Here is a 26,431-nt window from a genome sequence, read left to right on the forward strand (position 1 = left end):
GCCGCTAATTTATTTCATGACGGGAAGGAAAAAAGCGAGGAGATAACGCACGATTAAGCCGGATGGCGACGACTGGCGTCTTATCCGGCCTACAGAGTCAGTAGACCTGACAAGCGCAGCACCATCGGGCGCTGCGCCAGAGCCACGAATTATGCGTCGAACGGGTCGCGCAGGATCATGGTTTCAGTACGGTCTGGGCCAGTTGAGATAATGTCAATTGGCACGCCGGTCAGTTCTTCAATACGCTGAATGTAGTTCAGTGCTGCCTGTGGCAGACCGCTACGTTCCTTCACGCCAAAGGTGGTTTCAGACCAGCCTGGCATGGTTTCATAGATTGGTTCGATACCTTGCCAATCATCTGCTGCCAGCGGAGTGGTGGTGACTTCACGACCATCCGGCATACGGTAAGCAACACAGATTTTAACTTCTTTCAGGCCGTCCAGAACGTCCAGCTTGGTCAGGCAGAAGCCAGACAGGGAGTTAATCTGTACCGCACGACGCACGGCAACGGAGTCCAGCCAGCCGGTACGACGACGACGGCCGGTAGTGGCGCCGAATTCGTTACCCTGCTTGCACAGGAACTCACCGGTTTCATCAAACAGTTCGGTCGGGAATGGACCAGCACCCACGCGAGTGGAGTACGCTTTGATGATACCCAGTACATAGTCAACATAGCGCGGGCCAAGGCCAGAACCGGTTGCTACGCCACCTGCGGTGGTGTTGGAAGAGGTCACGTACGGATAGGTACCGTGATCGATATCCAGCAGCGTACCCTGCGCGCCTTCGAACATCACGAAGTCACCGCGTTTACGTGCCTGATCCAGCAGATCTGAAACATCAACCACCATGCCGGTCAGGATGTCGGCAACCGCCATCACATCGTCCAGCACTTTCTGGTAGTCAACCGCTTCAACTTTGTAGAAGTTGACCAGCTGGAAGTTGTGATATTCCATCACTTCTTTCAGTTTGTCGGCAAAAGTCGCTTTGTCGAAGAGATCGCCCACGCGCAGACCGCGGCGAGCCACTTTGTCTTCGTAAGCAGGACCGATACCACGACCGGTCGTACCGATAGCCTTGGAACCGCGCGCTTTTTCGCGAGCGCCGTCCAGAGCGACGTGATAATCAAGGATTAACGGGCATGCTTCAGACAGCAGCAGACGCTCACGCACCGGGATACCACGGTCTTCCAGGCCTTTCATCTCTTTCATCAGCGCAGCAGGAGACAGCACGACACCGTTACCGATGATGCTGGTTACATTCTCGCGAAGAATACCTGATGGAATAAGATGGAGGACGGTTTTTTCACCGTTGATTACGAGAGTATGACCTGCGTTGTGGCCACCCTGATAGCGAACAACATATTTTGCACGCTCAGTAAGAAGATCGACGATCTTCCCTTTACCTTCGTCACCCCATTGGGTGCCCAGTACGACGACGTTGTTACCCATTTTCAAAATCACCGATTGCTTAAAAATGGATTCTACCATCGCTTTTTCAGATATACAGCACTTTTTAACCACAAAATCGTATGGAAATGCTGTTTTTATAATCAGCCAACCGTTTTCGTCAACATGTAGTAGATGACGATGCCGGCAACCACAAGACCGCCGCCAAATCGACGTAACATCGTATCGGGTAGTTGAGTCATCGTAGAGATCATCTTGCGCCAGGCTTTGGGATAAAGCATCGGTCCAAGCCCTTCAAGCACTAATACCAGCGCGAGCGCCAACCAGATTGTCGAATTCATTATTCATCCCCGTGATATACCCTAAATTATTCAAACTGCGGGTGGGTAAGCGAAACCAGCACCTGCAACGTAAAATATGACGGGTACAAAAAGAAAACCACCGGCTCCTTGGGGAGGCGGTGGTTTTAGTCATGCATTAGCACAATTAGCGCGTTGCAGTACCTGGTGTCTTCATGTAGCGGAAGAAATCGCTATCCGGGCTCAGAACCATCACGTCCTGGTTGCTATCGAAGCTCGCTTCGTATGCACGCAGGCTACGGATAAAGGCATAGAAGTCTGGATCCTGGCTGAATGCATCGGCAAACAGCTTAGCTGCTTCTGCATCGCCTTCACCGCGCATGATACGACCCTGGCGTTCTGCTTCTGCCAGCGTCTTCGTCACTTCATAGTCGGCGGTAGCGCGCAGTTTTTCTGCCTCTTCCTGACCTTGTGAACGGTGACGACGGGCAACGGCTTCACGCTCGGCGCGCATACGGTTGTAAATAGCTTCAGAAACCTCAGCCGGCAGGTTGATCTGCTTGATACGCACATCGACCACTTCAATACCTAACGCCGCCATACTGTTCGGGTTAATGGTTGGCCCTTTGATGTTAGCCTGCTGTTCTACGCGCTCTGCGGCTTCCGCAATGGCGCTATCCGCCGCTGGGGTAGCAACTTCATCGTCTGCGCCGGAAGAACCGGAGTTCAGAGCGTCACGGACTTCCAGCGTCAAACGGCCACGGGAGTCGGTAACAATGTCTTTCACGTCGAGACGACCAATTTCAGAACGCAGACGGTCAGAGAACTTACGTTTCAGCAGCACTTCGGCCTGGGAGATGTCACCACCGCCAGTTGCCAGGAAGTAACGGCTGAAATCACTGATACGCCACTTGATATAGGAGTCGACGATCAGGTCTTTCTTCTCTTTGGTCACGAAGCGATCGGCCTGGTTATCCATAGTCTGGATACGGGCATCAAGCATTTTAACCGATTGAATAAATGGAACCTTAAAGTGCAGACCTGGTTCATAAATCAACGGTTTCTTATCGCCATCACGCACGACGCTGCTGAACTGGAATTTAATCCCGCGCTCGCCTTCTTTAACCACAAAAATAGAGGTGTAAAGCACTACCAGCGCGATGATGATAATCGCAATAACTGACTTACGCATCGTTATTCCCCCTGACGCTGGTAATCGTTACGCTGCGCGTTAGCACGGCGTTGGTCCATGATATTGCCCTGAGTGGCAGACGACGTGTTGCTTGCGCTGCTGCTGGATGAGGACGCAGGCGGCAGGCGCAACAGGTTGTTCGCACCACTGCTATCGCTCTTTGCTGCAGGGGCGTTACCGCCTTTGAGCATTTGATCCAGCGGCAGAACCATCAGGTTGCTATTTTTGTTGTCGCTAACCAGCACTTTACGGGTATGGCTCAACACTTTTTCCATGGTTTCGATATACAGACGCTCGCGGGTAATCTGCGGTGCGGCTTTATATTCAGGCAGGATCTTCTCGAAGCGAGCCACTTCACCCTGCGCTTCCAGCACAGTCTGAGTCTTATACGCACGCGCTTCTTCCAGAATACGCTGCGCCTGACCGTTTGCACGCGGCTGAACTTCGTTGGTGTAGGCTTCCGCCTCACGGATGTACTGCTGCTCGTTTTCACGTGCGGCAATCGCATCATCAAATGCGGCTTTCACCTCTTCCGGCGGACGAGCGGCCTGGAAGTTGACGTCCAGCAGGGTAATACCCATGTTGTACGGACGAATGGTCTCTTCCAGCTCACGCTGGGTATCGCTACGAATAACGGTACGACCTTCGGTCAGGATGCGGTCCATGGTGTATTTACCGATAACGCCGCGCAGCGCGCTGTCGGTGGCCTGGCGCAGACTGTCGTCAGCACTGGTCACGCTAAACAGGTAGCGACGAGGATCGGTGATACGGTACTGCACGTTCATTTCAACGCGTACGACGTTTTCGTCGGAGGTCAGCATCACGCCGGATGCGGCCAATTCACGCACGGCTTCTACGTTCACCGGCGTCACTTCGTCGATAAATGTTGGTTTCCAGTTCAGACCTGGCTCAACCAGATGGCTGAACTGACCAAAACGTGTTACCACGCCGCGCTCGGCTTCTTTAATGGTATAGAAACCACTGGCTGCCCAGATAACGACGACAGCAGCGGCTGCAATACCAACAATACGACCGCCAATCGGTGCACGAGGCCCCTGAGTCGAATTGCCGGAGCCACCTTTACCGCCCCCAAAACCGCCGAGCTTTTTGCTCAGCTTACGGAAGATATCATCCAAATCCGGCGGCCCCTGATCGCGACCGCCTTTATTTCCATTTCCCCCGGAGTTGCCGCCTTGATTATTGCTGCTCCCCCACGGGTCGCGGTCTTGTCCGTTATTACCGGGCTGATTCCACGCCATGTTTATGCTCCATATTTGTTATGCGGTGATATACCTTTTCCCAGTTCAGGTCTTTTCGCTGTTAACCGCGACTCCATCCTGGTTGTCGCCGTCGCGTTGAGGCGACCTGAACCGCTGGGTGCCCAAAGGGCTATTGTTTTCAGGCAAGCTGCACGGTCAGACGACGTAGTCTGCCAGTGTCGGTTCTTGTTTACAGAGGCGACGCCAGTCGACAATTGGCATACGAACCTGCAATTTGACGCAGCCGTCGTCCTCCATCCACTCTTTTTCGATTGCCTGAAGCTGATAAAAGCGACTACGCAAACGCCCTTCCTTCGGAGGTAAACGCAGCGTGTGCTGCGCGACTTCGCCGGAGAGCAGTTCCGTCAACGCCTGAAAAAGGAGTGGTACCCCTACTCCGGTTTGTGCAGACAGCCACACCCGAATAGGTTTGTTCTCTTCATCTCTGTCGATACGCGGTTCAAACTCATCGAGCATATCGATTTTGTTCATCACCAACAGAGTCGGGATCTCGTGCGCGTCGATCTCTTCAAGTACCGTATCAACCGCATCGATATTTTCCTGCACGCGAACATCTGCTGCATCGATAATGTGGAGCAGCAGCGTGGCTTCACGGGTTTCCTGCAATGTGGCTTTAAACGCCGCCACAAGGTCATGCGGCAGGTGGCGGATAAAACCTACGGTATCGGCTAATACCGTTTCACCAACATCCGCAACATCAATACGACGCAGGGTCGGATCGAGGGTGGCGAACAGCTGATCGGCGGCGTACACCTCCGCCTCTGTTAGGTGGTTAAACAGCGTCGATTTTCCGGCGTTGGTGTACCCCACCAGCGATACCGTCGGAACATCAGCTTTGACGCGCGAACGGCGTCCTTGCTCACGCTGTTTGGCAACCCTTTCGATACGCGAAAGGATTTGCATGATGCGATTACGCAGCAAACGACGGTCAGTTTCGAGCTGGGTTTCACCCGGGCCGCGCAAACCGATGCCGCCTTTTTGTCTTTCAAGGTGCGTCCAGCCGCGTACCAGGCGGGTTGCCAGGTGGCGCAACTGCGCGAGCTCAACCTGCAGCTTACCTTCATGGGTACGCGCACGTTGGGCAAAAATATCTAAAATCAGACCCGTACGGTCAATAACCCGGCATTCACACAAACGCTCAAGGTTACGTTCCTGCGCGGGGCTAAGTGCATGATCAAACAGCACAACGGAAGCGCCTGTCGCTTTTACGGCTTCCGCAATTTCGACAGCCTTACCTTCACCAACAAAATATTTTGGGTGCGGGGCTTTACGGCTACCGGTAATCACCTGCAATGCTTCGACACCAGCGGAAGAGACCAGAGATTCAAACTCCTGGAGGTCTTCCATGTCTTTGTCTTGCGTAAAATAGATGTGTACCAGCACCGCCTGCTCACCGGCGTCATAACGGTCAAACAAGCGTTATATCTCCTGAAATACCAGCGGGGAACCTAAATGCTCGTCGTCTTTTAAGCCTCAGCTGCGTTGGCTTTCCTCGCTCACCCCAGTCGTTTACTGACGTAAACTTCTGGGGATTCACTGCGCGCCGCCTTGCTGTAACTTAAAAGTCATAGAGCATAATCCGGCTCCCCGACATGGATTAACAGCCATCAACCTTATTCGGTGTCTTCGCTGTCTTGCTGCGCAGAACCTTGCGCGTTGCTACCGTGGTGGTAGTTGCTACCAGTGCCGCCGCCAGCATTGTTGCTGTGATGTGAAACTGGACGAGACGGAACAACGGTAGAAATTGCGTGCTTATAGACCATCTGGCTGACCGTGTTTTTCAACAGGATCACGAACTGATCGAAAGACTCAATTTGCCCTTGCAGCTTAATACCATTCACCAAATAAATAGAAACTGGAACACGTTCCCGACGCAGTGCGTTCAGGAACGGATCTTGTAAAGATTGCCCCTTAGCCATTCTCTCTTTTCCTTATATGCTTATTTGTACTTATACACTTCGTCTTCCAGGCTACGCTGGCGCAACCCGTTCGATTTGCGTATGAACCTTACGATTCGAAAATTGCGCACGATACGACTCAATTGTACACATTCAGTCTACACTAGCACCCACTACCTGCATTACCTGGCTAAACGACTGCTCCGGCTGCTCACTATCTAACCAGTGAACACCTTCCCAACCGCGTAACCACGTCACCTGGCGTTTCGCTAGCTGTCTCGTGGCACAAACTCCTCTATAAACCATTTCATCATAAGGAATCTCGCCTTCAAGGTATGACCACATCTGGCGATATCCCACACAACGAATGGAAGGCATATCCGTATGCAAATCTCCACGGGCAAATAGCGCCCGCACTTCTGCTTCAAAACCTGAAGCTAACATCTGATGAAAACGCTGCTCAATGCGTTGATGGAGCAGTTCACGGCTCGCCGGGGCGATGGCGAACTGATGCACCTTGTAGGGTAGAGCGTCTCCTGACGTTTGTGTCAGCTCCGTTAAAGTTTTACCCGAAATGAAAAAAACTTCCAGTGCTCGGGAAAGTCTTTGCGGATCATTTGGATGAATACGCTCAGCGGCGACGGGATCTATCTCCCGCAACTGTTGATGCAGTGCCATCCATCCTTGCTCTGCCGCCTGCTGCTCAATCCGCGCCCGAATGTCCGGGTCAGCAGAAGGTAGCGGCGATAACCCTTCTAATAACGCTTTGAAATATAACATTGTGCCACCGACCAGCAGGGGAATTTTACCTGCTGCGGTGATCTCCGCCATCTGCGCGAGCGCATCACGACGAAAATCCGCCGCCGAATAGGCCTGCGACGGATCAAGAATATCCAACAACCGGTGCGGTGCCGCATGCAGCTCTTCCGCGTTCGGCTTAGCGGTACCGATATCCATCCCTCGATAGATAAGGGCGGAATCAACACTAATCAACTCTACTGGCAAAACTTTACGTAATTCAATCGCCAGCGCCGTTTTGCCCGAAGCGGTTGGTCCCATTAAAAAAATTGCCTTAGGCAGGCTCGCCTCGGTTACATCACTCATTTCTCAGGGCGTTCATCGCAGAATCTAAATCAACAGGTTGTAACAGGCCGCCCGGTGGTGCTTTGACCATCTGTGGGCAAAGACGTTCAACGTCCGCCAGCATGGCAATCGCCTGCGCGGTATTCCACTGCGCGTGGTCACTCGCCAGATTGCGGGCTAACCACTGCGCCACGTTACCGGCATCGACGTTAGTCTGACCCACCAGGTAGCCTATCAGTTCAGGAATCAAGATTTGTAAATTTTGTTGTCGTAAGGGTAAAGGCACCGCGCGAATCGTCGCATGTTGCCCTTCCAGCAATATTTCAATACCCAGCGTATTCAGCGTAGTCTTCGCGCCTTCCAGCGTTTGCTTTTCGGCCTCCGTCACCTTAAGGCGCAACGGAATAAGCAGCGGCTGAGCGCAAATGGTCGTTTCCCCCGGCGTCAGCTGCGCCTGCCGCAGCCAGCGCTCGGCAACGGGTAACGCCAGCAGGCTAAGTTTGCCGTTACGCTCCAGCAGCGCGTACTCATCGGCAATAATCGCCAGCACGCGGCCAAAGCTCTGGCTGTGCCCCGCCAGATTTTCCACCGCCGGTTTCGCGGGTTCCTGGCGGCTGGCTGGAGTATCCAGCAGTTGCCGGTAGAGCGCACCCTGCTGTTTCTGATAGCCCGGCTGCGCATTCGGCCAGCTTGCACCACCGCCGCTGGATCGTGGGGCGGCATCGCCGCTTGCTGCCTGATAGCGCGGCGCAGCGGGTTCACGCGCTACCGCCGGCTCAGCAAACTGGTTACGTCCCGCCGCAATGCGGTTTTCCGGCAGCGCGCGCGGGGCGGGTTCATCCTCTTCCGCTAAAGGCAAAGGCGTGTCCAGCTGTTGCTGCAGTACGCTCAGCACCCCCTGGTAGATAAAATCATGCACCAAACGCGACTGGTGGAAACGTACTTCATGTTTGGCCGGGTGGACGTTGACATCCACCTGGTGCGGGTCGATTTCGAGATACAGCACGAACGCAGGCTGTTGATCCGCGCCCAGCTTGTCTTCACACGCCTGACGAATGGCGTGGTTAATCAGCCGGTCGCGCATCATACGCCCGTTCACGTAGCAATACTGAATTTCCGCCAGCGCCGTAGTGGTGTGTTTCGGATCGGCTACCCAGCCATGCAGCGCCAAATCGCCATGCTGCCACTCAATCGCCAGTGCCTGCTCAAGGAACGGCACGCCGCAGATAGCGCCAAGACGACGCTCTTTCGACGCCCCCTCAGCCACCGCCCGATACTGACGGATTGCTTTGCCGTTATGGGTCAGATTGAAGCTCACATCGAAGCGCGCTAGCGCAATGCGGCGAATGATTTCATCAATGTGGTTAAATTCGGTTTTTTCGGTGCGCATAAACTTGCGCCGCGCCGGGGTGTTGTAGAACAGATCCAACACTTCGAGCGTGGTCCCGACCGGGTGCGCCGCAGGTTTGACCGTCACCGCCTGATCGCGGCCTTCGGCATAGGCCTGCCAGGCTTCCGGCTGTTCCGCCGTGCGTGACGTTAGCGTCAAACGCGCGACCGAGCTGATACTTGCCAGCGCTTCGCCACGGAAACCCAGGCTGACAATCGCTTCCAGATCGTCGAGCGAGGCAATTTTACTGGTGGCGTGACGCGCCAGCGCCAGCGCCAGCTCGTCTTTTTTAATCCCGCAACCATTGTCACGAATGCGGATAAGCTTGGCACCGCCGCGTTCAATATCAATATCAATGCGGGTTGCCCCCGCATCGAGACTGTTCTCCACCAGCTCTTTCACTACCGATGCAGGACGCTCCACCACTTCACCCGCAGCAATCTGGTTGGCAAGCTGTGGCGGTAAAACCTGAATCGGCATGAAAACTCCTTAGTTAACGAGAGTCCGGGTGGATACTGCAGCGCTGGCGGTCTGCGACTGTTCGTCGTGAGGACCGGATTGTATCGGATGCGCCGTAAAATAGTTACGTAAACCGGTATAAATGGCTTCCGCTATTTTTTGCTGATAGTCATCGCTGCCCAGCAGGCGTTCTTCGCCGCTGTTACTGATAAAGCCTGTTTCAACGAGGATCGACGGAATATCCGGCGAGCGCAGTACGCCAAGGCTGGCATGCTCAGGGCGACGTTTATGCAAATTGCCAACCCGCTGCAGCTGGCCGATAACGCTGGTCGCCACATCATACCCTACGCGTTGAGAGTGGCCGAATTGCAGATCCAGCACCGCCTGGCTCAGGTAGGGATCCGCCTGACTGTTGGCCAGCACATCACCAGCACCACCCAGCAGTTCGGACTGCTTCTCATGCTGCTCCAGCCAGCCGGCCATTTCGCTATTGGCACGGCGGTTAGACAGCACCCACACCGAAGCACCGGTAGCGTCGCGGTTTGGCGCGGCATCTGCGTGAATCGATACCAGGAAATGCGCGTTTTGCTTACGCGCCACGTCGGAGCGCCCCATCACCGAAATAAAGTAGTCGCCATCGCGGGTCAGTACACCGCGGAACATCGGATCGTCGTTCAACAATGCTCTGAGCTTACGCGCAATAGCAATAGTGACGTTTTTCTCCCGCGTGCCGCCAGGGCCAATAGCGCCCGGATCCTGCCCACCATGGCCGGCATCGATAGCGATGATCACTTTATCACCCGGCGCACCGCTCGCACGTGCCACCGGACGCGGCGTTGGCGTTACGTTGTTAACAATCGCGGGCTGGCGTTCACGGGTAAAACTGCCGCCGTTATTGCTATTGCTGCTCGTACTGCTGTTACCGCTAAACGGATTACGCGCAGGCTGGCTCGGCGTCGGAGCAATAACCGGCGTCTCCACCCGCTTCACCACAACCGGAGGCGGCGGTGGCGGAGGTGGAACATCGGCATTAATGGTGAACACCACCGTATAGTTCGCACCGTTTTGCTGTTTCACCGCACGGGTTTTGCCGTTCTCCGTCAGATCGACCACCAGCCGTAGCGTCTGATCGTCCTTCGGCGTCGCGGAGCGAATGCCTTTTACCAGATTGTTACCGCTAAAGCGCAGCGGTAGCCCCTGAATGACGCCCGTTTGCTTGATATCCAGTATCACGCTACGTTTATCATCCTGGCTGAAGTTATATTCTGGATCGCCCATAAAGCTAAACGTGATACGCGCCTGCGTTTCACTGTTCGCCACCTGAATATCAGACAAACTCGCCGCCATTACCGGTGTACAAACCAACATCAGCGCGGCTATCAACCACCCTTTTGCGCGAATAATCATCCTGCGATCCCTTAAATTAACCGGCAAACCGCGCCAGCAGAGACTCACCTAATGAGGAGACCGCAGCGATGCGTGCCTCACGCCCTTGCGCCTGGTAATCCAGGTGTATTTCGATATCCGGCTCGGGCAGAACACCGGTGCCCTGTTGCGGCCATTCCACCAGGCAGATGGCATCGTTAGCAAAATAATCGCGGATCCCCATAAATTCGAGCTCCTCGGGATCGGCAAGGCGGTACAGATCGAAGTGATAGACCATGAGGTTATCGAGCTGATACGGCTCGACCAGGGTATAGGTGGGACTTTTGACGTTGCCGTTATGGCCCAGCGCATGCAAGAACCCGCGGCTAAAGGTGGTTTTACCTGCGCCTAAATCGCCATACAGATAGATGACCGTTGCACCAGAACAGGCCTGCGCCACTCGGTTGCCAAGGTCCAGGGTTGCCTGTTCGTCAGGTAAAGGAATCACTCGATTAATCATGGTATACGTCAATCACATCCGGGTTAACAACACGCCGTAGCGTGGAAAAGAGATCGGTCGCCAACATACCGCGGGTGCCATAGCGCGCAGCCAGTTCATCAGCAGCGGCACCATGGGCGATACACCCTGCGCAGGCTGCATCATACGGCGATAATGCCTGCCCCAGCAATGCACCAATGATGCCTGACAGCACATCACCCATACCACCGCTGGCCATGCCGGCGTTTCCAGCATCAATAATGCTCATCACGCCGCGTTCATCGGCGACGATTGTCCCGGCACCTTTCAGCACCACGACGCCACCATACCGTTTTACCAGACGCTGTGCGGAAAGTAAGCGATCATTCTCAATTTCCGCCACCGTGCAATTCAGCAGACGCGCGGCCTCACCGGGATGCGGCGTGATCACGCGATTGTGACGTTTATCCGGATTGATTGCCAGCAGGTTCAGCGCATCGGCGTCCCACAACGTAGCTTTACAGAAATTATCAATTTTACGCAGCGCCTGTTTGCCCCACGGAGCCTGTCCGAGACCCGGGCCAATAACCACCACGTCCGCCCAGGCCAGGCTTTCATCCAGCGACTGCGGCGTGAGTTCATCCACCATCAATTCCGGTCGCGCGGTGATAATCGGCGCGATATTTTCAACACGTGTGAGTACTTTCACCAACCCCGCACCAGCGCGCAGCGCGGCCTCCCCAGCCATACGAATCGCTCCAGCGGTACCCCGATCGCCGCCGATCACGAGCAGTCGCCCATGATCGCCTTTATGCGACGTCGGGCGACGTGGGGTAAACCACTGTGCCAGTTGGGAAGCATCCAGCCGATTCAGATGAGTCGGCTGTTGTGTCAGCCACGCTTCAAGTCCCAGCGCATGATGGCGAAGCTGGCCGACGACGTCGCGAGCTTTGCCGGTCAGAAGACCCGGTTTGAGCGCGATAAAGGTGATGGTATAAGCCGCCTGGATAACGGCACCAGGCGTCGCCCCGGTTTGGGCATTGAGCCCGGATGGAATATCCAGCGCGATAATCGGCGCAGGGAAATGGTTTGCCTGCTCAATCAGACTCACCACGTTGTCGCGCGGAGCGTTTTGTAGCCCCGTACCAAGCAGACCATCGATAATTAAATCCACGTCCTGAGGCCATGGAATATTGAACTGATGGATAACACCGTCAGCAGCAAGCCAGGCATCGCGTGCGGCTTGCGCTTCTTCCGGCAGCGGTTTCTCGCTCACCTGAGCCAGCAAAGTGACACGAATACCTGCGCCCTGTGCCAAACGAGCTACCACGTAGCCATCGCCGCCGTTGTTACCGTGGCCACATAAAATTAACCAATGTCGGCTAGCGGGATATGCGTCCCGCGCCACGTCGAACGCCGCCTGTCCGGCACGCTGCATCAGTTCATATAGGGGGATCCCGAGACTCTCTGCCGCCGTTTTTTCGGCGCGACGCAGTTCGTCCGCAGGCCAAATGGAGTGTGGTATACTTTGGGGGATTCTTGTCAATGTATGGTCCGTCATGTCACAGCCCCTCGATCTCAATCAATTAGCGCAACAAATCAAACAATGGGGCACTGAACTCGGTTTTCAGCAGGTCGGTATTACCGATACCGATCTCAGCGAGGCCGAACCTAAACTACAGGCATGGCTGGACAAACAATACCATGGCGAGATGGATTGGATGGCACGTCACGGAATGATGCGCGCCCGTCCCCACGAACTGCAGCCCGGAACGCTCCGGGTGATTAGCGTTCGTATGAACTATCTTCCTGCCAATGCGGCATTTGCCCGCACGCTGAAAAACCCCGAGCTCGGATACGTCAGCCGCTATGCCCTTGGGCGTGATTATCATAAGCTGTTGCGTAACCGCCTTAAAAAGCTCGGTGAAATGATCCAGGAACAGTGCGTCTCGCTGAATTTTAGACCGTTTGTCGACTCTGCGCCTATTCTTGAGCGCCCATTAGCCGAAAAAGCCGGAATTGGCTGGACCGGTAAGCACTCACTTATCCTTAACCGCGACGCCGGATCGTTCTTTTTCCTCGGTGAACTGTTGGTTGATATACCGCTACCTATCGACCAGCCGGTAGCCGAAGAGTGCGGGCGATGCGTCGCTTGCATGACCATCTGCCCGACCGGCGCTATCGTTGAGCCGTATACCGTCGACGCCCGTCGCTGCATTTCCTACCTGACTATCGAACTGGAAGGCGCGATCCCGGAAGAATTTCGCCCGCTTATTGGCAACCGTATCTACGGCTGCGACGACTGCCAGCTGATTTGTCCGTGGAATCGTTTTTCGCAGTTAACCGATGAGGCTGATTTCAGCCCGCGCAAAGCGCTGCATTCGCCCGAACTTATCGAACTGTTTGCCTGGACTGAGGCCTGGTTCCTGAAAGTTACTGAAGGTTCGGCGATTCGCCGTATTGGCCACCTGCGCTGGCTACGAAATATTGCCGTCGCCCTCGGCAATGCCCCGTGGAGCGAAGCCGCGCTTAACGCCCTGGAAAGCCGCCGAGGTGAGCACCCACTACTCGATGAACACATTGAGTGGGCTGTGGCGCAGCAAATTACTCGCCGTAATGAGGGAGTGATTGAGGTACAGCTCCCGAAGAAACAGCGTTTGGTGAGAGTGGTCGAAAAAGGCTTACCGCGCGATGCCTAAGATACTCACAGCCTGTGAGTAAAAATAAAAACACATTGCGTTTCAACACGCCAAAGTTCGTCAAGCGATCGCGCTAACATTTTGAAATGATATATTCTCTTATATTTCAACAAGATAAATAAACACGTAAAAATCTTACGAAAATTAGCATGCTAACAACGCGATGACGGGCTGTGGATAACTCTGTTTACAAGAGTATTTCAGGAACGAAAAAAACAACCTCAACGAATGATTTCATTGTGGAAGTACTTTTGTTTTGGAAGAAAATTTGGAGCGGGAAACGAGACTCGAACTCGCGACCCCGACCTTGGCAAGGTCGTGCTCTACCAACTGAGCTATTCCCGCTTGGGTGTGTCTACTGCGACTGCTTTCAAATTTTTGGAGCGGGAAACGAGACTCGAACTCGCGACCCCGACCTTGGCAAGGTCGTGCTCTACCAACTGAGCTATTCCCGCAAAATCTGGCAATTTTTGTTGCTGTCGTAATTCGCATTTCTGCTTCGTTACGGGAGGCGCATTATACGAGAATTCTTTCCCCCTGCAACCCCCCTTGAAGCGATTTTTTAATTTTTTCGTTCAAGTGCTGGATAAATCGGCAGATTGCCTATTTTAGCGCCAATTCATCCCTTTAGCACGTTAAAGCTGAATAAAATGTTCGCGATAGTAGGCTAACTCGGCCACCGACTCACGGATATCATCCATCGCCTGATGAGTACCCTGTTTTTTAAAGCCCGGCAAAATTTCCGGCTTCCAGCGACGCGCTAGCTCTTTTAAAGTGCTGACGTCCAGATAGCGATAGTGGAAATAGGATTCCAGCTCCGGCATGTATTTAAACAGGAAGCGACGATCCTGGCCGATGCTGTTGCCACAGATTGGTGATTTGCCTTCCGGCACCCACTGTCTCAGAAATTCCAGCGTTGCCAGTTCCGCTTCGCGATCGCCCTGAGTGCTGGCCTTCACCCGTTCAACCAGTCCGCTACCGGTATGGGTACGAACATTCCAGTCGTCCATTAGCGCCAGCTGCGCATCCGACTGATGGACAGCAATGGTTGGCCCTTCCGCCAGGATATTCAGCTGTGCATCGGTCACCAACGTGGCGATTTCAATAATGCGATCGCGCTCGGGATCCAGACCCGTCATCTCCAGATCGATCCAAATCAGGTTGTTTTCATCTGCACTCATGTTATTTTCCACCCTCTGTCTTACCTGCCGCGGTAGGTTAACTAGTATTAATTAGCGTGTATCATAGAGGTTTTGCCCAACATGGGCGACCAGGAGTCAGCACGATTGAGTAAAAATAAACTCTCCAAAGGTCAGCAGCGCCGCGTAAAAGCCAACCATGAGCGCCGCCTTACAACAACTGCGGAGAAGCCAGATTACGACGATAACCTGTTTGGCGAAGCCGCCGAAGGTATCGTCATCAGCCGCTTTGGGATGCATGCCGACGTGGAGTCCGCCGATGGCGAAACCCACCGCTGCAACATCCGCCGGACTATCCGTTCACTGGTTACTGGCGACCGCGTCGTCTGGCGACCGGGTAAAGCCGCCGCGGAAGGTGTCAGAGTTAAAGGCATCGTCGAAGCAGTACATGAGCGTACGTCAGTGCTTACCCGTCCGGACTTTTACGACGGCGTCAAACCGATTGCCGCCAATATCGATCAAATTGTTATCGTTTCCGCCATTTTGCCTGAACTGTCGCTCAATATTATCGACCGTTACCTCGTGGCCTGCGAAACGCTCGACGTTGAGCCTCTGTTGGTGCTCAATAAGATCGATTTATTGGACGAAGAAGGCATGGCTTTCGTCAACGAGCAGATGGATATCTATCGCCGCATCGGCTATCGCGTTCTGATGGCGTCCAGCCATACTCAGGATGGCTTAAAGCCGCTAGAAGAAGCGCTCACTAACCGAATCAGCATCTTCGCCGGGCAGTCCGGTGTCGGTAAATCCAGCCTGCTGAATGCGCTGCTGGGGCTGAGCGATGACAGTATCCTCACCAACGACGTCTCCAACGTTTCAGGGCTGGGGCAACACACCACCACCGCGGCGCGTCTGTATCACTTCCCGCACGGCGGCGACGTTATTGACTCCCCAGGGGTACGTGAATTTGGCCTGTGGCATCTCGAGCCGGAACAAGTGACCCAGGGTTTTGTCGAATTCCATGACTATCTTGGCCTGTGCAAATACCGCGACTGCAAGCACGATACCGATCCAGGCTGTGCTATCCGTGAAGCCGTGGAGAATGGAAAGATTGCCGAATCACGTTTCGAACACTATCACCACATTCTGGACAGTATGGCGCAGGTAAAAACGCGTAAAAACTTTTCAGAGACCGATAAATGAGAACTATGATTTTGCCGACTGACATTTTTGCTAACAATCGCTAGAATCGGCCGCTTTTCTCATTGAGATCCGACGCCCGTCGTCGGGTCAGGAACGACACATATTGGCCTGGAGGCTACCTTGTTAAACTCGTTTAAACTTTCACTGCAATACATTCTGCCTAAACTGTGGCTTACGCGTCTCGCAGGCTGGGGTGCAAGCAAACGAGCGGGATGGCTGACCAAATTGGTTATCGATCTGTTCGTCAAATTCTACAAGGTCGACATGAAAGAGGCGCAGAAGCCGGATACCGCCAGCTACCGCACTTTCAACGATTTCTTTGTTCGTCCGCTGCGTGAAGATGCCCGCCCGGTCAACACTGACCCAAGCGTTCTGGTGATGCCTGCCGATGGCGCTATCAGCCAACTGGGCGCTATTGAAGGCGATAAAATTCTGCAGGCCAAAGGTCACGACTATTCGCTGGAAGCGCTGCTGGCCGGCAACTACATCATGGCCGACCTGTTCCGTAACGGTACCTTTGCCACCACCTATCTCTCCCCACGTGACTATCACCGCGTCCACATGCCGTGCAACGGTATCCTGCGTGAGATGATCTACGTGCCGGGCGATCTGTTCTCCGTGAATCATTTGACGGCGCAGAACGTACCAAACCTGTTTGCCCGTAACGAACGCGTTATCTGCCTGTTCGATACCGAATTCGGCCCAATGGCACAGATTCTGGTTGGCGCAACCATCGTCGGCAGCATTGAAACCGTCTGGTCCGGCACCGTCACACCACCACGTGAAGGCGTGATCAAGCGCTGGACCTATCCGGCAGGCGATCAGGAAGGTTCTGTGGCGCTGCTGAAAGGTCAGGAGATGGGCCGCTTTAAACTGGGTTCAACGGTGATTAACCTGTTTGCGCCGGGTAAAGTGACGCTGGTTGAAGCGCTGAAAAATCTGTCGGTGACTAAACTGGGTGAACCACTGGCTATCTCCACTGAAGTCGTGGCTGAACCAGAAGTCGTCGTTGAGCCAGAAGCCGTCGTTGAGCCGGAAGTTATCGTTGAGCCAGCCACCGAACACGTTGTTGAGCAGAACCTTGCTCCGCAGGCTGACGAAAAAAAAGAGCAAAGCTAATTACTGAATAAGGGTCTGATGTGCGCCTGATTATCACTTTACTGATGGCCTGGTGCCTCAGCCAGGGGGCGTACGCAGCGACGGCCCTCAATGCTCGACAAATAGCCCAGGAACTGGAACAGGCGAAAGCGGCCAAGCCCGCTCAGCCTGAAACCGTCGAAGCATTACAAAACGCCCTTACTGCGCTCGAGGAGCAAAAAAGCTCCCTTGAGCGCACCGCGCAGTACCAGCAGGTTATCGACAATTTCCCCAAACTCTCCCAGACGCTGCGCAGCCAGCTTAACAACCTGCGTGACGAACCACGTCAGGCACCGGAGGGGATGAGCTCTGATGCGCTAAATCAGGAGATTTTGCAGGTTAGCAGCCAGCTACTGGAAAAAAGCCGTCTGGCCCAACAGGAACAGGATCGCGCCCGCGAAATCGCTGATTCCGTCAACCAATTACCGCAACAGCAGACCGACGCCCGTCGTCAATTGAACGACGTTGAGCGCCGCCTCGGAACCAGCACCGGCAATTCGCCGTTGGCGCAGGCGCAGGCACTCAGCCTGCAGGCCGACTCCAGCAAGCTGAAGGCATTGGTCGATGAACTGGAGCTGGCGCAGCTTTCCGCTAACAATCGTCAGGAGCTGGCGCGTATGCGCTCCGAGCTGGCGCAGAAACAGAGCGAACAGCTCGACGCTTATCTACAGGCGCTGCGTAATCAGCTCAATAGCCAACGCCAACGCGAAGCAGAACGGGCGCTCGAAAGCACCGAACTTCTGGCCGAAAACAGCGAGAATCTGCCCGTAGGGATCGTTGACCAGTTTAAAATTAACCGCGAGCTTTCCCAGGCGTTGAATCAACAGGCTCAGCGCATGGATCTGGTCGCCTCCCAGCAGCGTCAGGCCGCGAACCAGACCCTACAGGTCCGCCAGGCGCTCAACACGCTGCGCGAGCAGTCACAGTGGTTGGGTGCATCGAATCTGCTCGGCGAAGCGCTACGTGCCCAGGTCGCCCGCCTGCCTGAGATGCCAAAACCGCAGCAGCTTGATACCGAAATGGCGCAGCTGCGCGTGCATCGGCTGCGCTATGAAGATCTGCTGAACAAGCAGCCGCAATTACGCCAGATCCATCAGGTTGATGGCCAGCCACTCACCGGCGAGCAAAACCGCATTCTTGAGGCCCAGCTACGCACCCAGCGTGAACTGTTGAACTCCCTACTTCAGGGCGGCGACACACTGATCCTTGAGCTCACTAAGCTGAAAGTCTCCAATAGTCAGTTGGAAGACGCGCTAAAAGAGGTGAACGAAGCGACGCACCGCTATCTGTTCTGGACTTCAGATGTACGCCCTATCGACTTTAGCTGGCCGATTGAAATCGTGCAGGATCTGCGTCGGCTGATCTCGCTGGATACCTTTAGCCAGCTCGGTAAAGCCAGCGTCATGATGGTCACTAGCCGCCAGACGTTATTCCCGCTATTTGCCGCGTTACTGTTGGTTGGCTTTAGCATTAGCTCGCGTAAACACTTCACACGTTTTCTGGAGCGTTCCAGCGCCCGCGTAGGCAAAGTCACCCAGGACCACTTCTGGCTAACGATGCGCACGGTGTTCTGGTCGATTCTGGTGGCCTCACCGCTGCCGGTACTGTGGGCAACGTTGGGTTACGGTCTTCAGGAGGCTTGGCCTTACCCACTGGCGGTGGCTATCGGCGATGGCGTCACCGCCACCGTGCCGCTACTGTGGGTGGTGATGATCTGCGCCGCCTTCGCCCGCACTAACGGTCTGTTTATCGTCCACTTCGGCTGGCCGCAAAACCGCGTCGCCCGTGCCATGCGCTATTACCTGATGAGCATCGGACTCATCGTGCCGCTTATCATGGCGCTGATCATGTTCGATAACCTCAATGATCGGGAGTTCTCCGCATCGCTAGGCAGGCTCTGCTTTATCCTGATCTGCGGTGCGCTGGCGGTGGTTACACTCAGCCTGAAGCGCGCGGGTATTCCGCTGTATCTCGACAAAGAGGGCAACGGTGATAATCGGGTCAACAGCATGCTGTGGAACCTGATGATTGGCGCGCCGCTGGTCGCTATTTTTGCCGCCGCCGTCGGCTATCTCGCCACATCACAGGCTCTGCTGGCACGTCTGGAGACTTCGGTTGCCATCTGGTTCTTGCTGCTGGTGATTTACCACGTCATCCGCCGCTGGATGCTGATCCAGCGCCGCAGGCTGGCGTTTGAACGAGCCAAACACAAACGTGCTGAAATGCTGGCACACCGTGCCAGAGGTGAAGAAGAAGCCCACACCACCAGCCTCGAAGGAACCGCAGAGATGGAGGTGAGTGAGGTCAACCTCGACACCATCAGCGAACAGTCTCTGCGCCTCGTCCGCTCGATTCTGATGCTGATTGCGCTGGTGTCGGTGATTATCCTGTGGTCGGAAATCCACTCAGCGTTTGGCTTCCTTGAGAATATCTCGCTGTGGGATGTCACCTCTACCGTGCAGGGCGTCGAAAGTATTGAACCGATTACCCTCGGCGCGGTACTCATCGCCATTCTGGTGCTGATTATCACCACCCAGTTGGTACGTAACCTGCCCGCATTACTTGAGCTCGCTATTCTCCAGCATCTCTCCCTGGCACCGGGTACCGGTTACGCTATTACCACCATCACAAAATACATTCTGATGATGATTGGCGGCCTGATGGGCTTCTCGCTGCTGGGGATTGAGTGGTCGAAACTGCAATGGCTGGTTGCCGCCCTCGGTGTAGGTCTCGGCTTTGGTTTGCAGGAGATATTCGCCAACTTTATCTCTGGCCTGATTATCCTGTTTGAGAAACCGATCCGTATCGGCGATACGGTCACTATTCGCGACTTAACCGGTAGCGTCACGCGCATCAACACCCGTGCCACCACCATCAGCGACTGGGACCGCAAAGAGATTATCGTGCCGAATAAGGCGTTTATCACCGAACAGTTTATCAACTGGTCGCTGTCGGACTCAGTCACCCGCGTGGTGTTAAGCATCCCGGCACCGTCGGACGCCAACAGCGAAGAGGTTGCGCAGATCCTGCTGACCGCCGCTCACCGCTGCTCGCTGGTGATTGATACACCGGCGCCGGAAGCGTTCCTGGTGGATTTACAACAGGGGATTCAGATTTTCGAGCTGCGTATCTACGCCGCCGAAATGGGCCACCGCATGCCGCTGCGCCACGAACTGCACCAGTTGATTCTGGCCGGTTTCCGTCAGCACGGCATCGATATGCCATTCCCGCCGTTCCAGATGCGCTTAGAGAGTATCAATGGCAAGAAAACGGCGAACACGCTGACCTCTGCGGGCCGCGCCAGCCGCCAGCCGGGCAGTCTGTAATCGAAGCACCTTCTCCCCTTTTTAGGGGAGAAGGAATCACGCAATACTCGATTTATTTTTGGCTCGTTCGCGTGGCGTTACCGACGCTTCGCCTCACCACCGGCAGTATTTCGTCGGTACTGTATTGCATAGCCTGACTAGCGTATTTATTCCGCGGCCAGGTGCGGTCGGTGGTCGGCCCGGCGGCGATAGTTTTCGTAAATAGCCATCGCCAGCAGCGAGAAGAAAATCGGCCCGCCAACCATCCACAGTGCGCTGTCCCAGTCTCCCTTCTCGATTACCGGCTGAATCACGGTAAAGATGTTGGCAAAAGCAACCACCAGCACCACCACGCCCGTGGCAAGCCATATTGATACCTTCGTTTTGAAGAGAACAAACGGACGGTCGAGATCCATTTTGGCTTTAAAGAACGGGAAGGCCAGCGCCAGGAACAGGTACGGCAGGGTCATGGAAACGTTGGCCATCAGCGTCAGCTTGTTATAGAACGCCGAAGCGGTATCGCCGCCAAAAGAGACCAGCAGAATAAACAGGCTCACCAGCGCACACTGCATCCACATCGCCGTGGACGGCATGCCGTTTTCATTGAGACGGGTCATTGACGCTGGCCACAATGCTTTTGGCGTTCCTTGAATAATCGCCTTCAGCGGTGAGTAGATTAAAGTAAAGAATGCGCCGGTATATGCGAGGAACATCGACAGCCCGGTAATTCGTGCAAACCAAACCCCTACCGCGGCCGCCGCGGCTGGCGAAAGATGCATGGCGTTGCCCAATGTCGCTCCCAAACTGGACATCAACACATAGGTAATGTTGCCAAGGTTAACCGAGCGGTCACTTAAAATTTGCTGCCAGTTGGTGCTAACGCCCCACAAGAATATCGCCAGCGAATAACCAATAGAAATAACTATCGCCGCAAAGACAATACCTTTGGCGAAGTTCTTTTCCGGACTTTCCGTTTTATCTACCAGACCTCCCACGGCTTCAATGCCACCGTAAGCAAAGATTGCAAATACTACAAACGATAAAACTGCCAGCCCCGATTGATAACCCGGGTTTGGCGAGGCGATGAAATTAATTGGCTGTGCGAAGTGGCCGCCATTTAATAACAAAATAGCAATACTTACTAACAATAAAACCAGATTAAGGCACATCACAGCAATACCGCCAACGGCAGTAATACGTGCAATTTTATTAATTCCTTTTGCCGCAACCGTCGTGACCAGCACCATCCAGACTACCGCCAGTACACCTACCACCTGCGTCGATGCCAGGCCAGCAAAGCTCCCGTGCTGGGTCATGTCAGAGCCAAACAGGAAGGTAGAAAACGGTACCCACACCTTCGCCGACGAGCTCACCATCCAGATAACGTAGGAAGAGAACCACATAAAGGTACCAATAAACGCATAGCGTGGGCCGACGCTATTATTCATCCACGAATAGATCCCACCCTCTTCTTTACGATAGGCTGCCCCCATTTCAGCCATCATTAAGGCAAAGGGAATAAAGAATAAGAGCGCGGAAAATATATACCAGACGATGGCGCTATATCCCATCAGATAAAATGCGGAGGGGCTATTGGCAAAACCAAAAACTGAAGTAAATATCATCAGGATGAGGCCAATAAGGCTCATCTTTTTTATTGACTGGGTCATTTGACCCTCCTTTACTCTGGACCATTATTTTACACGCCGACAGGACACCGCATTGCGAACTTGCGTGAGCAAGGCAATGGGAGAGCGACGATAGAATTTGCTGGCAGGATGATAGCAAATAACCAGAGGAAAATTGTGACAATTAGCGGCAATTAAAAAATATATAACTATAAAATGACGCATTGCGCGTCATTTTATCTTGTTAAATAAAACGTTAAGCCCGTTCTACGCTAAATGCCAGCACGTCAGCCAGACTTTCAGCTCCCAGCGCCAGCATCACCAAGCGGTCAACCCCCAGTGCCACACCGGAACAATCCGGCAGGCCGGCCGCTAACGCGTCCAGCAGGTTTTGATCGATCGGTTGTTGTGGCAAACCTCGCGCGGCGCGCTTGCGGTTATCCTGTTCGAAACGCTGGCGTTGTTCACGCGCGTCGGTCAGTTCATGGAAACCATTTGCTAGCTCAATCCCCTTGAAGTAAACCTCAAAGCGCTCGGCTACCCGGTGATCTTCCGTACTGATCTGTGCCAGCGATGCCTGGCTTGCCGGGAAGTGATAAACAAACGTCGGGCGTTCCTTACCGATATGTGGCTCAACGCCGAAGGTAAAGAGCAGCTGTAGCAACGTGTCGCGATCCTCTTCGGTATCCGCAATGTTGCTCAGATCGAGCTTCGCCGCCGCTTCACGCATCTGAGCTTTGTCCGCCGACAGCGGGTCAATTTCCAGATGGCGCTGGAACGCCTGCTGGTAAGAGAGACTCTCGGCAGGCTGGGTTTCCAGCACCTGTTGCAGTAGATCATCAACTTCGTTGATCAAGCGATACATGTCGAAGTGCGGACGGTACCATTCCAGCATGGTGAATTCTGGGTTGTGATGACGCCCCATTTCTTCATTGCGGAAGCTTCTGCACAGCTGGAAAACGGGGCCGCAGCCTGCTGCCAGCAGGCGCTTCATGTGATATTCCGGGCTGGTCATCAGGTACAGGTTCATGCCCTGGGAATGTCCCGGGCCAACAAAGCGAGTCTCAAACGGTACCATGTGGATGTCAGTAACCGTTGCCTGGCTCATGCAGGGCGTTTCCACCTCCAGTACGCCGCGGTCAGCAAAAAAACGACGGATTTCCGCCATTAGCGCCGCACGTTTTAACAGATTGGGGATGGAGGCGCTCGGCTGCCAGGTTGCCGTCTCGCTCATGTTTGTTTCTCCGAATTCAGACAAGGGCACGAAGTCTACCCGCAAGCGGCACATGACACAAATATTGCCCGGCGATTGATGAGAGGGCCAGGAAGAACATTTTCCTAAGTAATTCCATAACGTAATTCATCAGCTACATTCATAAATTAAGCGCACATATCGATAAAAAAATCGAACACATCAAATTTCCCTGACAAGCCCGCGGGTATACTGCTTTACCTATAAAGGAGCAGTGGAAACGTTTTTGCGATAGGCCACGTGATATCCCCCGCGTAGCTTGTTGTGAAATAACAATAATCTGGAGGAATGTCGTGCAAACCTTTCAAGCCGATCTTGCCATTATAGGCGCAGGCGGAGCTGGATTACGCGCTGCTATCGCAGCCGCCCAGGCAAATCCAAAAGCCAAAATCGCTTTGATCTCAAAAGTTTATCCTATGCGCAGCCATACGGTTGCCGCCGAAGGTGGCTCCGCCGCCGTCGCACAGGACCATGATAGCTTCGAATACCATTTTCACGACACTGTCGCCGGTGGCGACTGGCTTTGCGAACAAGATGTCGTCGATTACTTTGTCCACCATTGTCCAACGGAAATGACCCAGCTCGAGCAGTGGGGCTGCCCGTGGAGTCGTCGCCCGGACGGCAGCGTTAACGTCCGGCGCTTCGGTGGCATGAAAATCGAACGCACATGGTTTGCCGCCGATAAAACCGGCTTCCATATGCTGCACACCCTGTTCCAGACCTCCCTGCAATTCCCTCAAATCCAACGCTTTGATGAACATTTCGTCCTCGACATTCTGGTCGATGATGGTCAGGCCCGTGGCCTGGTCGCTATGAACATGATGGAAGGTTCGCTGGTACAAATCCGCGCCAACGCGGTGGTGATGGCCACCGGCGGTGCGGGTCGCGTGTATCGCTACAATACCAACGGCGGCATCGTTACCGGTGACGGCATGGGCATGGCGCTAAGCCACGGCGTTCCGCTGCGCGATATGGAATTCGTTCAGTATCACCCAACCGGCCTGCCGGGCTCTGGCATCCTGATGACCGAAGGCTGCCGTGGTGAAGGCGGTATTCTGGTCAACAAAAACGGCTACCGCTATCTGCAGGACTACGGTATGGGTCCGGAAACCCCGCTTGGTGAGCCGAAAAATAAATACATGGAACTGGGTCCACGTGACAAGGTTTCTCAGGCCTTCTGGCATGAATGGCGCAAAGGCAACACCGTGCCAACACCACGCGGTGATGTGGTCTATCTTGACCTGCGTCACCTTGGCGAGAAAAAGCTGTTGGAACGTCTGCCGTTTATCTGTGAACTGGCGAAAGCCTACGTCGGCGTCGATCCGGTGAAAGAGCCAATTCCAGTACGTCCAACCGCGCACTACACCATGGGCGGCATCGAAACCGACCAACAGTGTGAAACCCGCATTAAAGGTCTGTTCGCCGTCGGCGAATGTTCTTCCGTGGGTCTGCACGGTGCAAACCGCCTGGGCTCCAACTCGCTGGCGGAACTGGTAGTCTTCGGTCGTATGGCCGGTGAGCAGGCGATGGCCCGCGCAGCAACCGTCGGTGAAGCTAACGGCAGCGCGCTCGACGCGCAGGTGAGCGATATCGAAAACCGCCTGAAAGCGGTGGTGAACCAGGAAGGCAACGAAAACTGGTCGAAGATCCGCGACGAAATGGGTCTGTCGATGGAAGAAGGTTGCGGCATCTACCGTACCCCGGAGCTGATGCAGAAAACTATCGATAAGCTCGCTGAGCTGCAGGAGCGCTTCAAACGCGTGCGCGTCACCGATACCTCAAGCGTGTTCAATACCGATTTGCTCTACACCATTGAGTTGGGCCACGGTCTGAACGTTGCCGAATGTATGGCGCACTCGGCGATGGCGCGTAAAGAGTCACGCGGCGCACACCAGCGTCTGGACGAAGGCTGCACCGAGCGTGATGACGTTAACTTCCTCAAACATACCCTCGCCTTCCGCGATGCCGACGGCACCACGCGCCTCGACTACAGCGATGTGAAAATCACGACCCTGCCACCGGCTAAACGCGTGTACGGCGCAGAAGCAGAAGCGGCCGAGAAGAAGGAGAAGGCGAATGGCTGAGATGCAAAATATCAAAGTTGAGATTGTGCGCTACAACCCGGAAGTGGACAGCGCCCCTCACAGTGCCTTTTATGAAGTGCCTTACGACGAGCAAACGTCGCTGCTCGACGCGCTGGGCTACATCAAAGATAACCTTGCGCCGGACTTAAGCTATCGCTGGTCCTGCCGCATGGCTATCTGCGGTTCCTGCGGCATGATGGTTAATAAAGTACCGAAACTGGCCTGTAAGACCTTCCTGCGTGAGTACACCAAAGGGATCAAAGTCGAAGCGCTGGCCAACTTCCCTATCGAGCGCGATTTGGTGGTCGACATGACCCACTTTATCGAGAGTCTGGAAGCGATTAAGCCGTATATCATCGGCAATCCGCGCACGCCAGATCAGGGACCAAACACCCAGACTCCGGCGCAGATGGCGAAATACCATCAGTTCTCCGGCTGCATCAACTGCGGTCTGTGCTATGCAGCCTGCCCGCAGTTTGGCCTGAATCCTGAATTCATCGGCCCGGCGGCGATTACCCTGGCACATCGCTATAACGAAGACAGCCGTGACCACGGGAAGAAAGAACGTATGGCGCAGCTAAACGGCCAGAATGGCGTCTGGACCTGTACCTTTGTCGGCTACTGCTCCGAAGTGTGCCCGAAACACGTCGATCCGGCCGCCGCCATTCAGCAGGGTAAAGTAGAAAGCTCGAAAGACTTTCTTATCGCCACCCTGAAACCACGCTAAGGAGTGCATGATGACGACTAAACGCAAACCCTATGTACGGCCGATGCCGTCCACCTGGTGGAAAAAACTGCCGTTTTATCGCTTCTATATGCTGCGTGAAGGCACGGCAGTCCCTACCGTCTGGTTCAGCATTGTATTGATTTACGGCCTATTTGCGCTGAAACACGGTGCAGAAAGCTGGGCCGGTTACGTGGGATTCCTGCAAAACCCAATCGTAGTGGTGCTGAATCTGATAACCCTCGGTGCCGCTCTGCTGCACACCAAAACCTGGTTTGAGCTGGCGCCGAAAGCCGCCAATATCATCGTAAAAGGTGAAAAAATGGGGCCAGAGCCAATTATCAAAGGGCTTTGGGTGGTGACCGCGGTGGTCAGCGTGGTGGTTTTATTTATCGCCCTGTTCTGGTAAG

General features: G+C 54.4%; 21 protein-coding genes and 2 tRNA genes. 7 read left to right on the forward strand and 16 right to left on the reverse strand.

Annotated elements, in window-relative coordinates; translation table 11 throughout:
• Positions 1-149: 149 nt before the first annotated feature.
• The 11 genes from purA to nnr form a co-directional block, all read right to left on the reverse strand.
• Positions 150-1,448 carry an adenylosuccinate synthase gene (gene purA / locus ABOC97_RS12540; protein WP_349598116.1) on the reverse strand — a complete coding sequence of 433 codons (1,299 nt, stop codon included), beginning with the start codon at positions 1,446-1,448 and terminating at the stop codon, positions 150-152.
• A gap of 101 nt (positions 1,449-1,549) precedes the next feature.
• Entirely contained in the window at positions 1,550-1,747 is a 198-nt protein-coding gene (locus tag ABOC97_RS12545) for a DUF2065 domain-containing protein (protein ID WP_052284695.1), read from the reverse strand.
• A gap of 145 nt (positions 1,748-1,892) precedes the next feature.
• Positions 1,893-2,897 (reverse strand): protease modulator HflC, encoded by a 1,005-nt coding sequence (hflC, locus tag ABOC97_RS12550; RefSeq protein ID WP_349598008.1) that lies wholly within the window; start codon positions 2,895-2,897, stop codon positions 1,893-1,895.
• 2 nt (positions 2,898-2,899) lie between these two features.
• Positions 2,900-4,156 carry an FtsH protease activity modulator HflK gene (gene hflK / locus ABOC97_RS12555; protein ID WP_234503284.1) on the reverse strand — a complete coding sequence of 419 codons (1,257 nt, stop codon included), beginning with the start codon at positions 4,154-4,156 and terminating at the stop codon, positions 2,900-2,902.
• A 156-nt stretch (positions 4,157-4,312) separates the two neighbouring features.
• On the reverse strand, positions 4,313-5,593 hold the full coding sequence (gene hflX, locus ABOC97_RS12560; RefSeq protein WP_349598012.1) for a ribosome rescue GTPase HflX: 1,281 nt from the start codon (positions 5,591-5,593) through the stop codon (positions 4,313-4,315).
• Between the two features lie 197 nt (positions 5,594-5,790).
• Positions 5,791-6,096, reverse strand: coding sequence for an RNA chaperone Hfq (gene hfq / locus ABOC97_RS12565; RefSeq protein ID WP_234503288.1), 306 nt, complete (start codon positions 6,094-6,096; stop codon positions 5,791-5,793).
• Between the two features lie 132 nt (positions 6,097-6,228).
• Complete coding sequence (gene miaA / locus ABOC97_RS12570) at positions 6,229-7,179, reverse strand: tRNA (adenosine(37)-N6)-dimethylallyltransferase MiaA (RefSeq protein WP_349598016.1); 951 nt, start codon at positions 7,177-7,179, stop codon at positions 6,229-6,231.
• Positions 7,172-9,028: a DNA mismatch repair endonuclease MutL gene (gene mutL / locus ABOC97_RS12575; protein WP_349598019.1), complete on the reverse strand. Its 1,857-nt coding sequence runs from the start codon at positions 9,026-9,028 to the stop codon at positions 7,172-7,174. The genes miaA and mutL overlap by 8 nt, the downstream gene beginning before the upstream one ends.
• 9 nt (positions 9,029-9,037) lie before the next feature.
• Positions 9,038-10,414 carry an N-acetylmuramoyl-L-alanine amidase AmiB gene (gene amiB / locus ABOC97_RS12580; RefSeq protein WP_349598022.1) on the reverse strand — a complete coding sequence of 459 codons (1,377 nt, stop codon included), beginning with the start codon at positions 10,412-10,414 and terminating at the stop codon, positions 9,038-9,040.
• Positions 10,415-10,430: 16 nt separating this feature from the next.
• Complete coding sequence (gene tsaE / locus ABOC97_RS12585) at positions 10,431-10,892, reverse strand: tRNA (adenosine(37)-N6)-threonylcarbamoyltransferase complex ATPase subunit type 1 TsaE (protein WP_234503299.1); 462 nt, start codon at positions 10,890-10,892, stop codon at positions 10,431-10,433.
• Positions 10,885-12,411, reverse strand: coding sequence for a bifunctional ADP-dependent NAD(P)H-hydrate dehydratase/NAD(P)H-hydrate epimerase (nnr, locus tag ABOC97_RS12590; RefSeq protein ID WP_349598025.1), 1,527 nt, complete (start codon positions 12,409-12,411; stop codon positions 10,885-10,887). The genes tsaE and nnr overlap by 8 nt, the downstream gene beginning before the upstream one ends.
• On the opposite strand from nnr, the gene queG reads away from it, so the two are divergent.
• Positions 12,410-13,549: a tRNA epoxyqueuosine(34) reductase QueG gene (gene queG / locus ABOC97_RS12595; protein WP_349598028.1), complete on the forward strand. Its 1,140-nt coding sequence runs from the start codon at positions 12,410-12,412 to the stop codon at positions 13,547-13,549. The genes nnr and queG overlap by 2 nt on opposite strands.
• A 269-nt stretch (positions 13,550-13,818) precedes the next feature.
• On the opposite strand, the gene ABOC97_RS12600 is transcribed toward queG, so the two are convergent.
• The 3 genes from ABOC97_RS12600 to orn all read right to left on the reverse strand — a co-directional run bounded on the left by ABOC97_RS12600 (position 13,819) and on the right by orn (position 14,730).
• A tRNA-Gly gene (locus ABOC97_RS12600) sits at positions 13,819-13,894 on the reverse strand.
• 34 nt (positions 13,895-13,928) lie between these two features.
• A tRNA-Gly gene (locus ABOC97_RS12605) sits at positions 13,929-14,004 on the reverse strand.
• Between the two features lie 180 nt (positions 14,005-14,184).
• A complete protein-coding gene (gene orn, locus ABOC97_RS12610) occupies positions 14,185-14,730 on the reverse strand; it encodes an oligoribonuclease (RefSeq protein WP_349598031.1) in 546 nt (181 codons plus the stop codon).
• A 105-nt stretch (positions 14,731-14,835) separates the two neighbouring features.
• On the opposite strand from orn, the gene rsgA reads away from it, so the two are divergent.
• The 3 genes from rsgA to mscM all read left to right on the forward strand — a co-directional run bounded on the left by rsgA (position 14,836) and on the right by mscM (position 20,354).
• On the forward strand, positions 14,836-15,891 hold the full coding sequence (gene rsgA, locus ABOC97_RS12615; RefSeq protein ID WP_349598034.1) for a small ribosomal subunit biogenesis GTPase RsgA: 1,056 nt from the start codon (positions 14,836-14,838) through the stop codon (positions 15,889-15,891).
• Between the two features lie 120 nt (positions 15,892-16,011).
• Positions 16,012-17,010, forward strand: coding sequence for an archaetidylserine decarboxylase (gene asd / locus ABOC97_RS12620; RefSeq protein WP_349598037.1), 999 nt, complete (start codon positions 16,012-16,014; stop codon positions 17,008-17,010).
• A gap of 20 nt (positions 17,011-17,030) precedes the next feature.
• Positions 17,031-20,354, forward strand: coding sequence for a miniconductance mechanosensitive channel MscM (gene mscM / locus ABOC97_RS12625; RefSeq protein ID WP_349598040.1), 3,324 nt, complete (start codon positions 17,031-17,033; stop codon positions 20,352-20,354).
• 146 nt (positions 20,355-20,500) lie between these two features.
• Here the strand turns inward: mscM and yjeM are convergent, their stop codons facing one another.
• A complete protein-coding gene (gene yjeM, locus ABOC97_RS12630; protein ID WP_349598043.1) occupies positions 20,501-22,003 on the reverse strand; it encodes a glutamate/gamma-aminobutyrate family transporter YjeM in 1,503 nt (500 codons plus the stop codon).
• A 214-nt stretch (positions 22,004-22,217) separates the two neighbouring features.
• The gene (gene epmA / locus ABOC97_RS12635; protein WP_349598046.1) at positions 22,218-23,195 is read right to left on the reverse strand and encodes an elongation factor P--(R)-beta-lysine ligase; all 978 of its coding nucleotides are present in this window, start codon (positions 23,193-23,195) and stop codon (positions 22,218-22,220) included.
• Positions 23,196-23,506: 311 nt separating this feature from the next.
• Between epmA and frdA the strand changes: the two genes are divergently transcribed.
• Genes frdA through frdC form a run of 3 tightly spaced genes read left to right on the forward strand, consistent with a single transcriptional unit; the run spans position 23,507 to position 26,430 of the window.
• A complete protein-coding gene (gene frdA, locus ABOC97_RS12640) occupies positions 23,507-25,297 on the forward strand; it encodes a fumarate reductase (quinol) flavoprotein subunit (protein ID WP_234503326.1) in 1,791 nt (596 codons plus the stop codon).
• The gene (locus ABOC97_RS12645) at positions 25,290-26,024 is read left to right on the forward strand and encodes a succinate dehydrogenase/fumarate reductase iron-sulfur subunit (RefSeq protein WP_234503328.1); all 735 of its coding nucleotides are present in this window, start codon (positions 25,290-25,292) and stop codon (positions 26,022-26,024) included. The genes frdA and ABOC97_RS12645 overlap by 8 nt, the downstream gene beginning before the upstream one ends.
• Positions 26,025-26,034: 10 nt before the next feature.
• Complete coding sequence (gene frdC, locus ABOC97_RS12650; RefSeq protein ID WP_349598119.1) at positions 26,035-26,430, forward strand: fumarate reductase subunit FrdC; 396 nt, start codon at positions 26,035-26,037, stop codon at positions 26,428-26,430.
• Position 26,431 lies beyond the last annotated feature (1 nt).

It is taken from the genome of Kluyvera huaxiensis (assembly GCF_040149365.1).
Taxonomy (GTDB): Bacteria; Pseudomonadota; Gammaproteobacteria; order Enterobacterales; family Enterobacteriaceae; genus Kluyvera; species Kluyvera intermedia_A.

Bases quoted from the DNA above. Each gene is read 5' to 3' on its own strand.
- purA (WP_349598116.1), bottom strand. From the start codon at position 1,448: ATGGGTAACAACGTCGTCGTACTGGGCACCCAATGGGGTGACGAAGGT.
- ABOC97_RS12545 (WP_052284695.1), bottom strand. From the start codon at position 1,747: ATGAATTCGACAATCTGGTTGGCGCTCGCGCTGGTATTAGTGCTTGAA.
- hflC (WP_349598008.1), bottom strand. From the start codon at position 2,897: ATGCGTAAGTCAGTTATTGCGATTATCATCATCGCGCTGGTAGTGCTT.
- hflK (WP_234503284.1), bottom strand. From the start codon at position 4,156: ATGGCGTGGAATCAGCCCGGTAATAACGGACAAGACCGCGACCCGTGG.
- hfq (WP_234503288.1), bottom strand. From the start codon at position 6,096: ATGGCTAAGGGGCAATCTTTACAAGATCCGTTCCTGAACGCACTGCGT.
- miaA (WP_349598016.1), bottom strand. From the start codon at position 7,179: ATGAGTGATGTAACCGAGGCGAGCCTGCCTAAGGCAATTTTTTTAATG.
- mutL (WP_349598019.1), bottom strand. From the start codon at position 9,028: ATGCCGATTCAGGTTTTACCGCCACAGCTTGCCAACCAGATTGCTGCG.
- amiB (WP_349598022.1), bottom strand. From the start codon at position 10,414: ATGATTATTCGCGCAAAAGGGTGGTTGATAGCCGCGCTGATGTTGGTT.
- tsaE (WP_234503299.1), bottom strand. From the start codon at position 10,892: ATGATTAATCGAGTGATTCCTTTACCTGACGAACAGGCAACCCTGGAC.
- queG (WP_349598028.1), top strand. From the start codon at position 12,410: ATGTCACAGCCCCTCGATCTCAATCAATTAGCGCAACAAATCAAACAA.
- nnr (WP_349598025.1), bottom strand. From the start codon at position 12,411: ATGACGGACCATACATTGACAAGAATCCCCCAAAGTATACCACACTCC.
- orn (WP_349598031.1), bottom strand. From the start codon at position 14,730: ATGAGTGCAGATGAAAACAACCTGATTTGGATCGATCTGGAGATGACG.
- yjeM (WP_349598043.1), bottom strand. From the start codon at position 22,003: ATGACCCAGTCAATAAAAAAGATGAGCCTTATTGGCCTCATCCTGATG.
- epmA (WP_349598046.1), bottom strand. From the start codon at position 23,195: ATGAGCGAGACGGCAACCTGGCAGCCGAGCGCCTCCATCCCCAATCTG.
- ABOC97_RS12645 (WP_234503328.1), top strand. From the start codon at position 25,290: ATGGCTGAGATGCAAAATATCAAAGTTGAGATTGTGCGCTACAACCCG.
- frdC (WP_349598119.1), top strand. From the start codon at position 26,035: ATGACGACTAAACGCAAACCCTATGTACGGCCGATGCCGTCCACCTGG.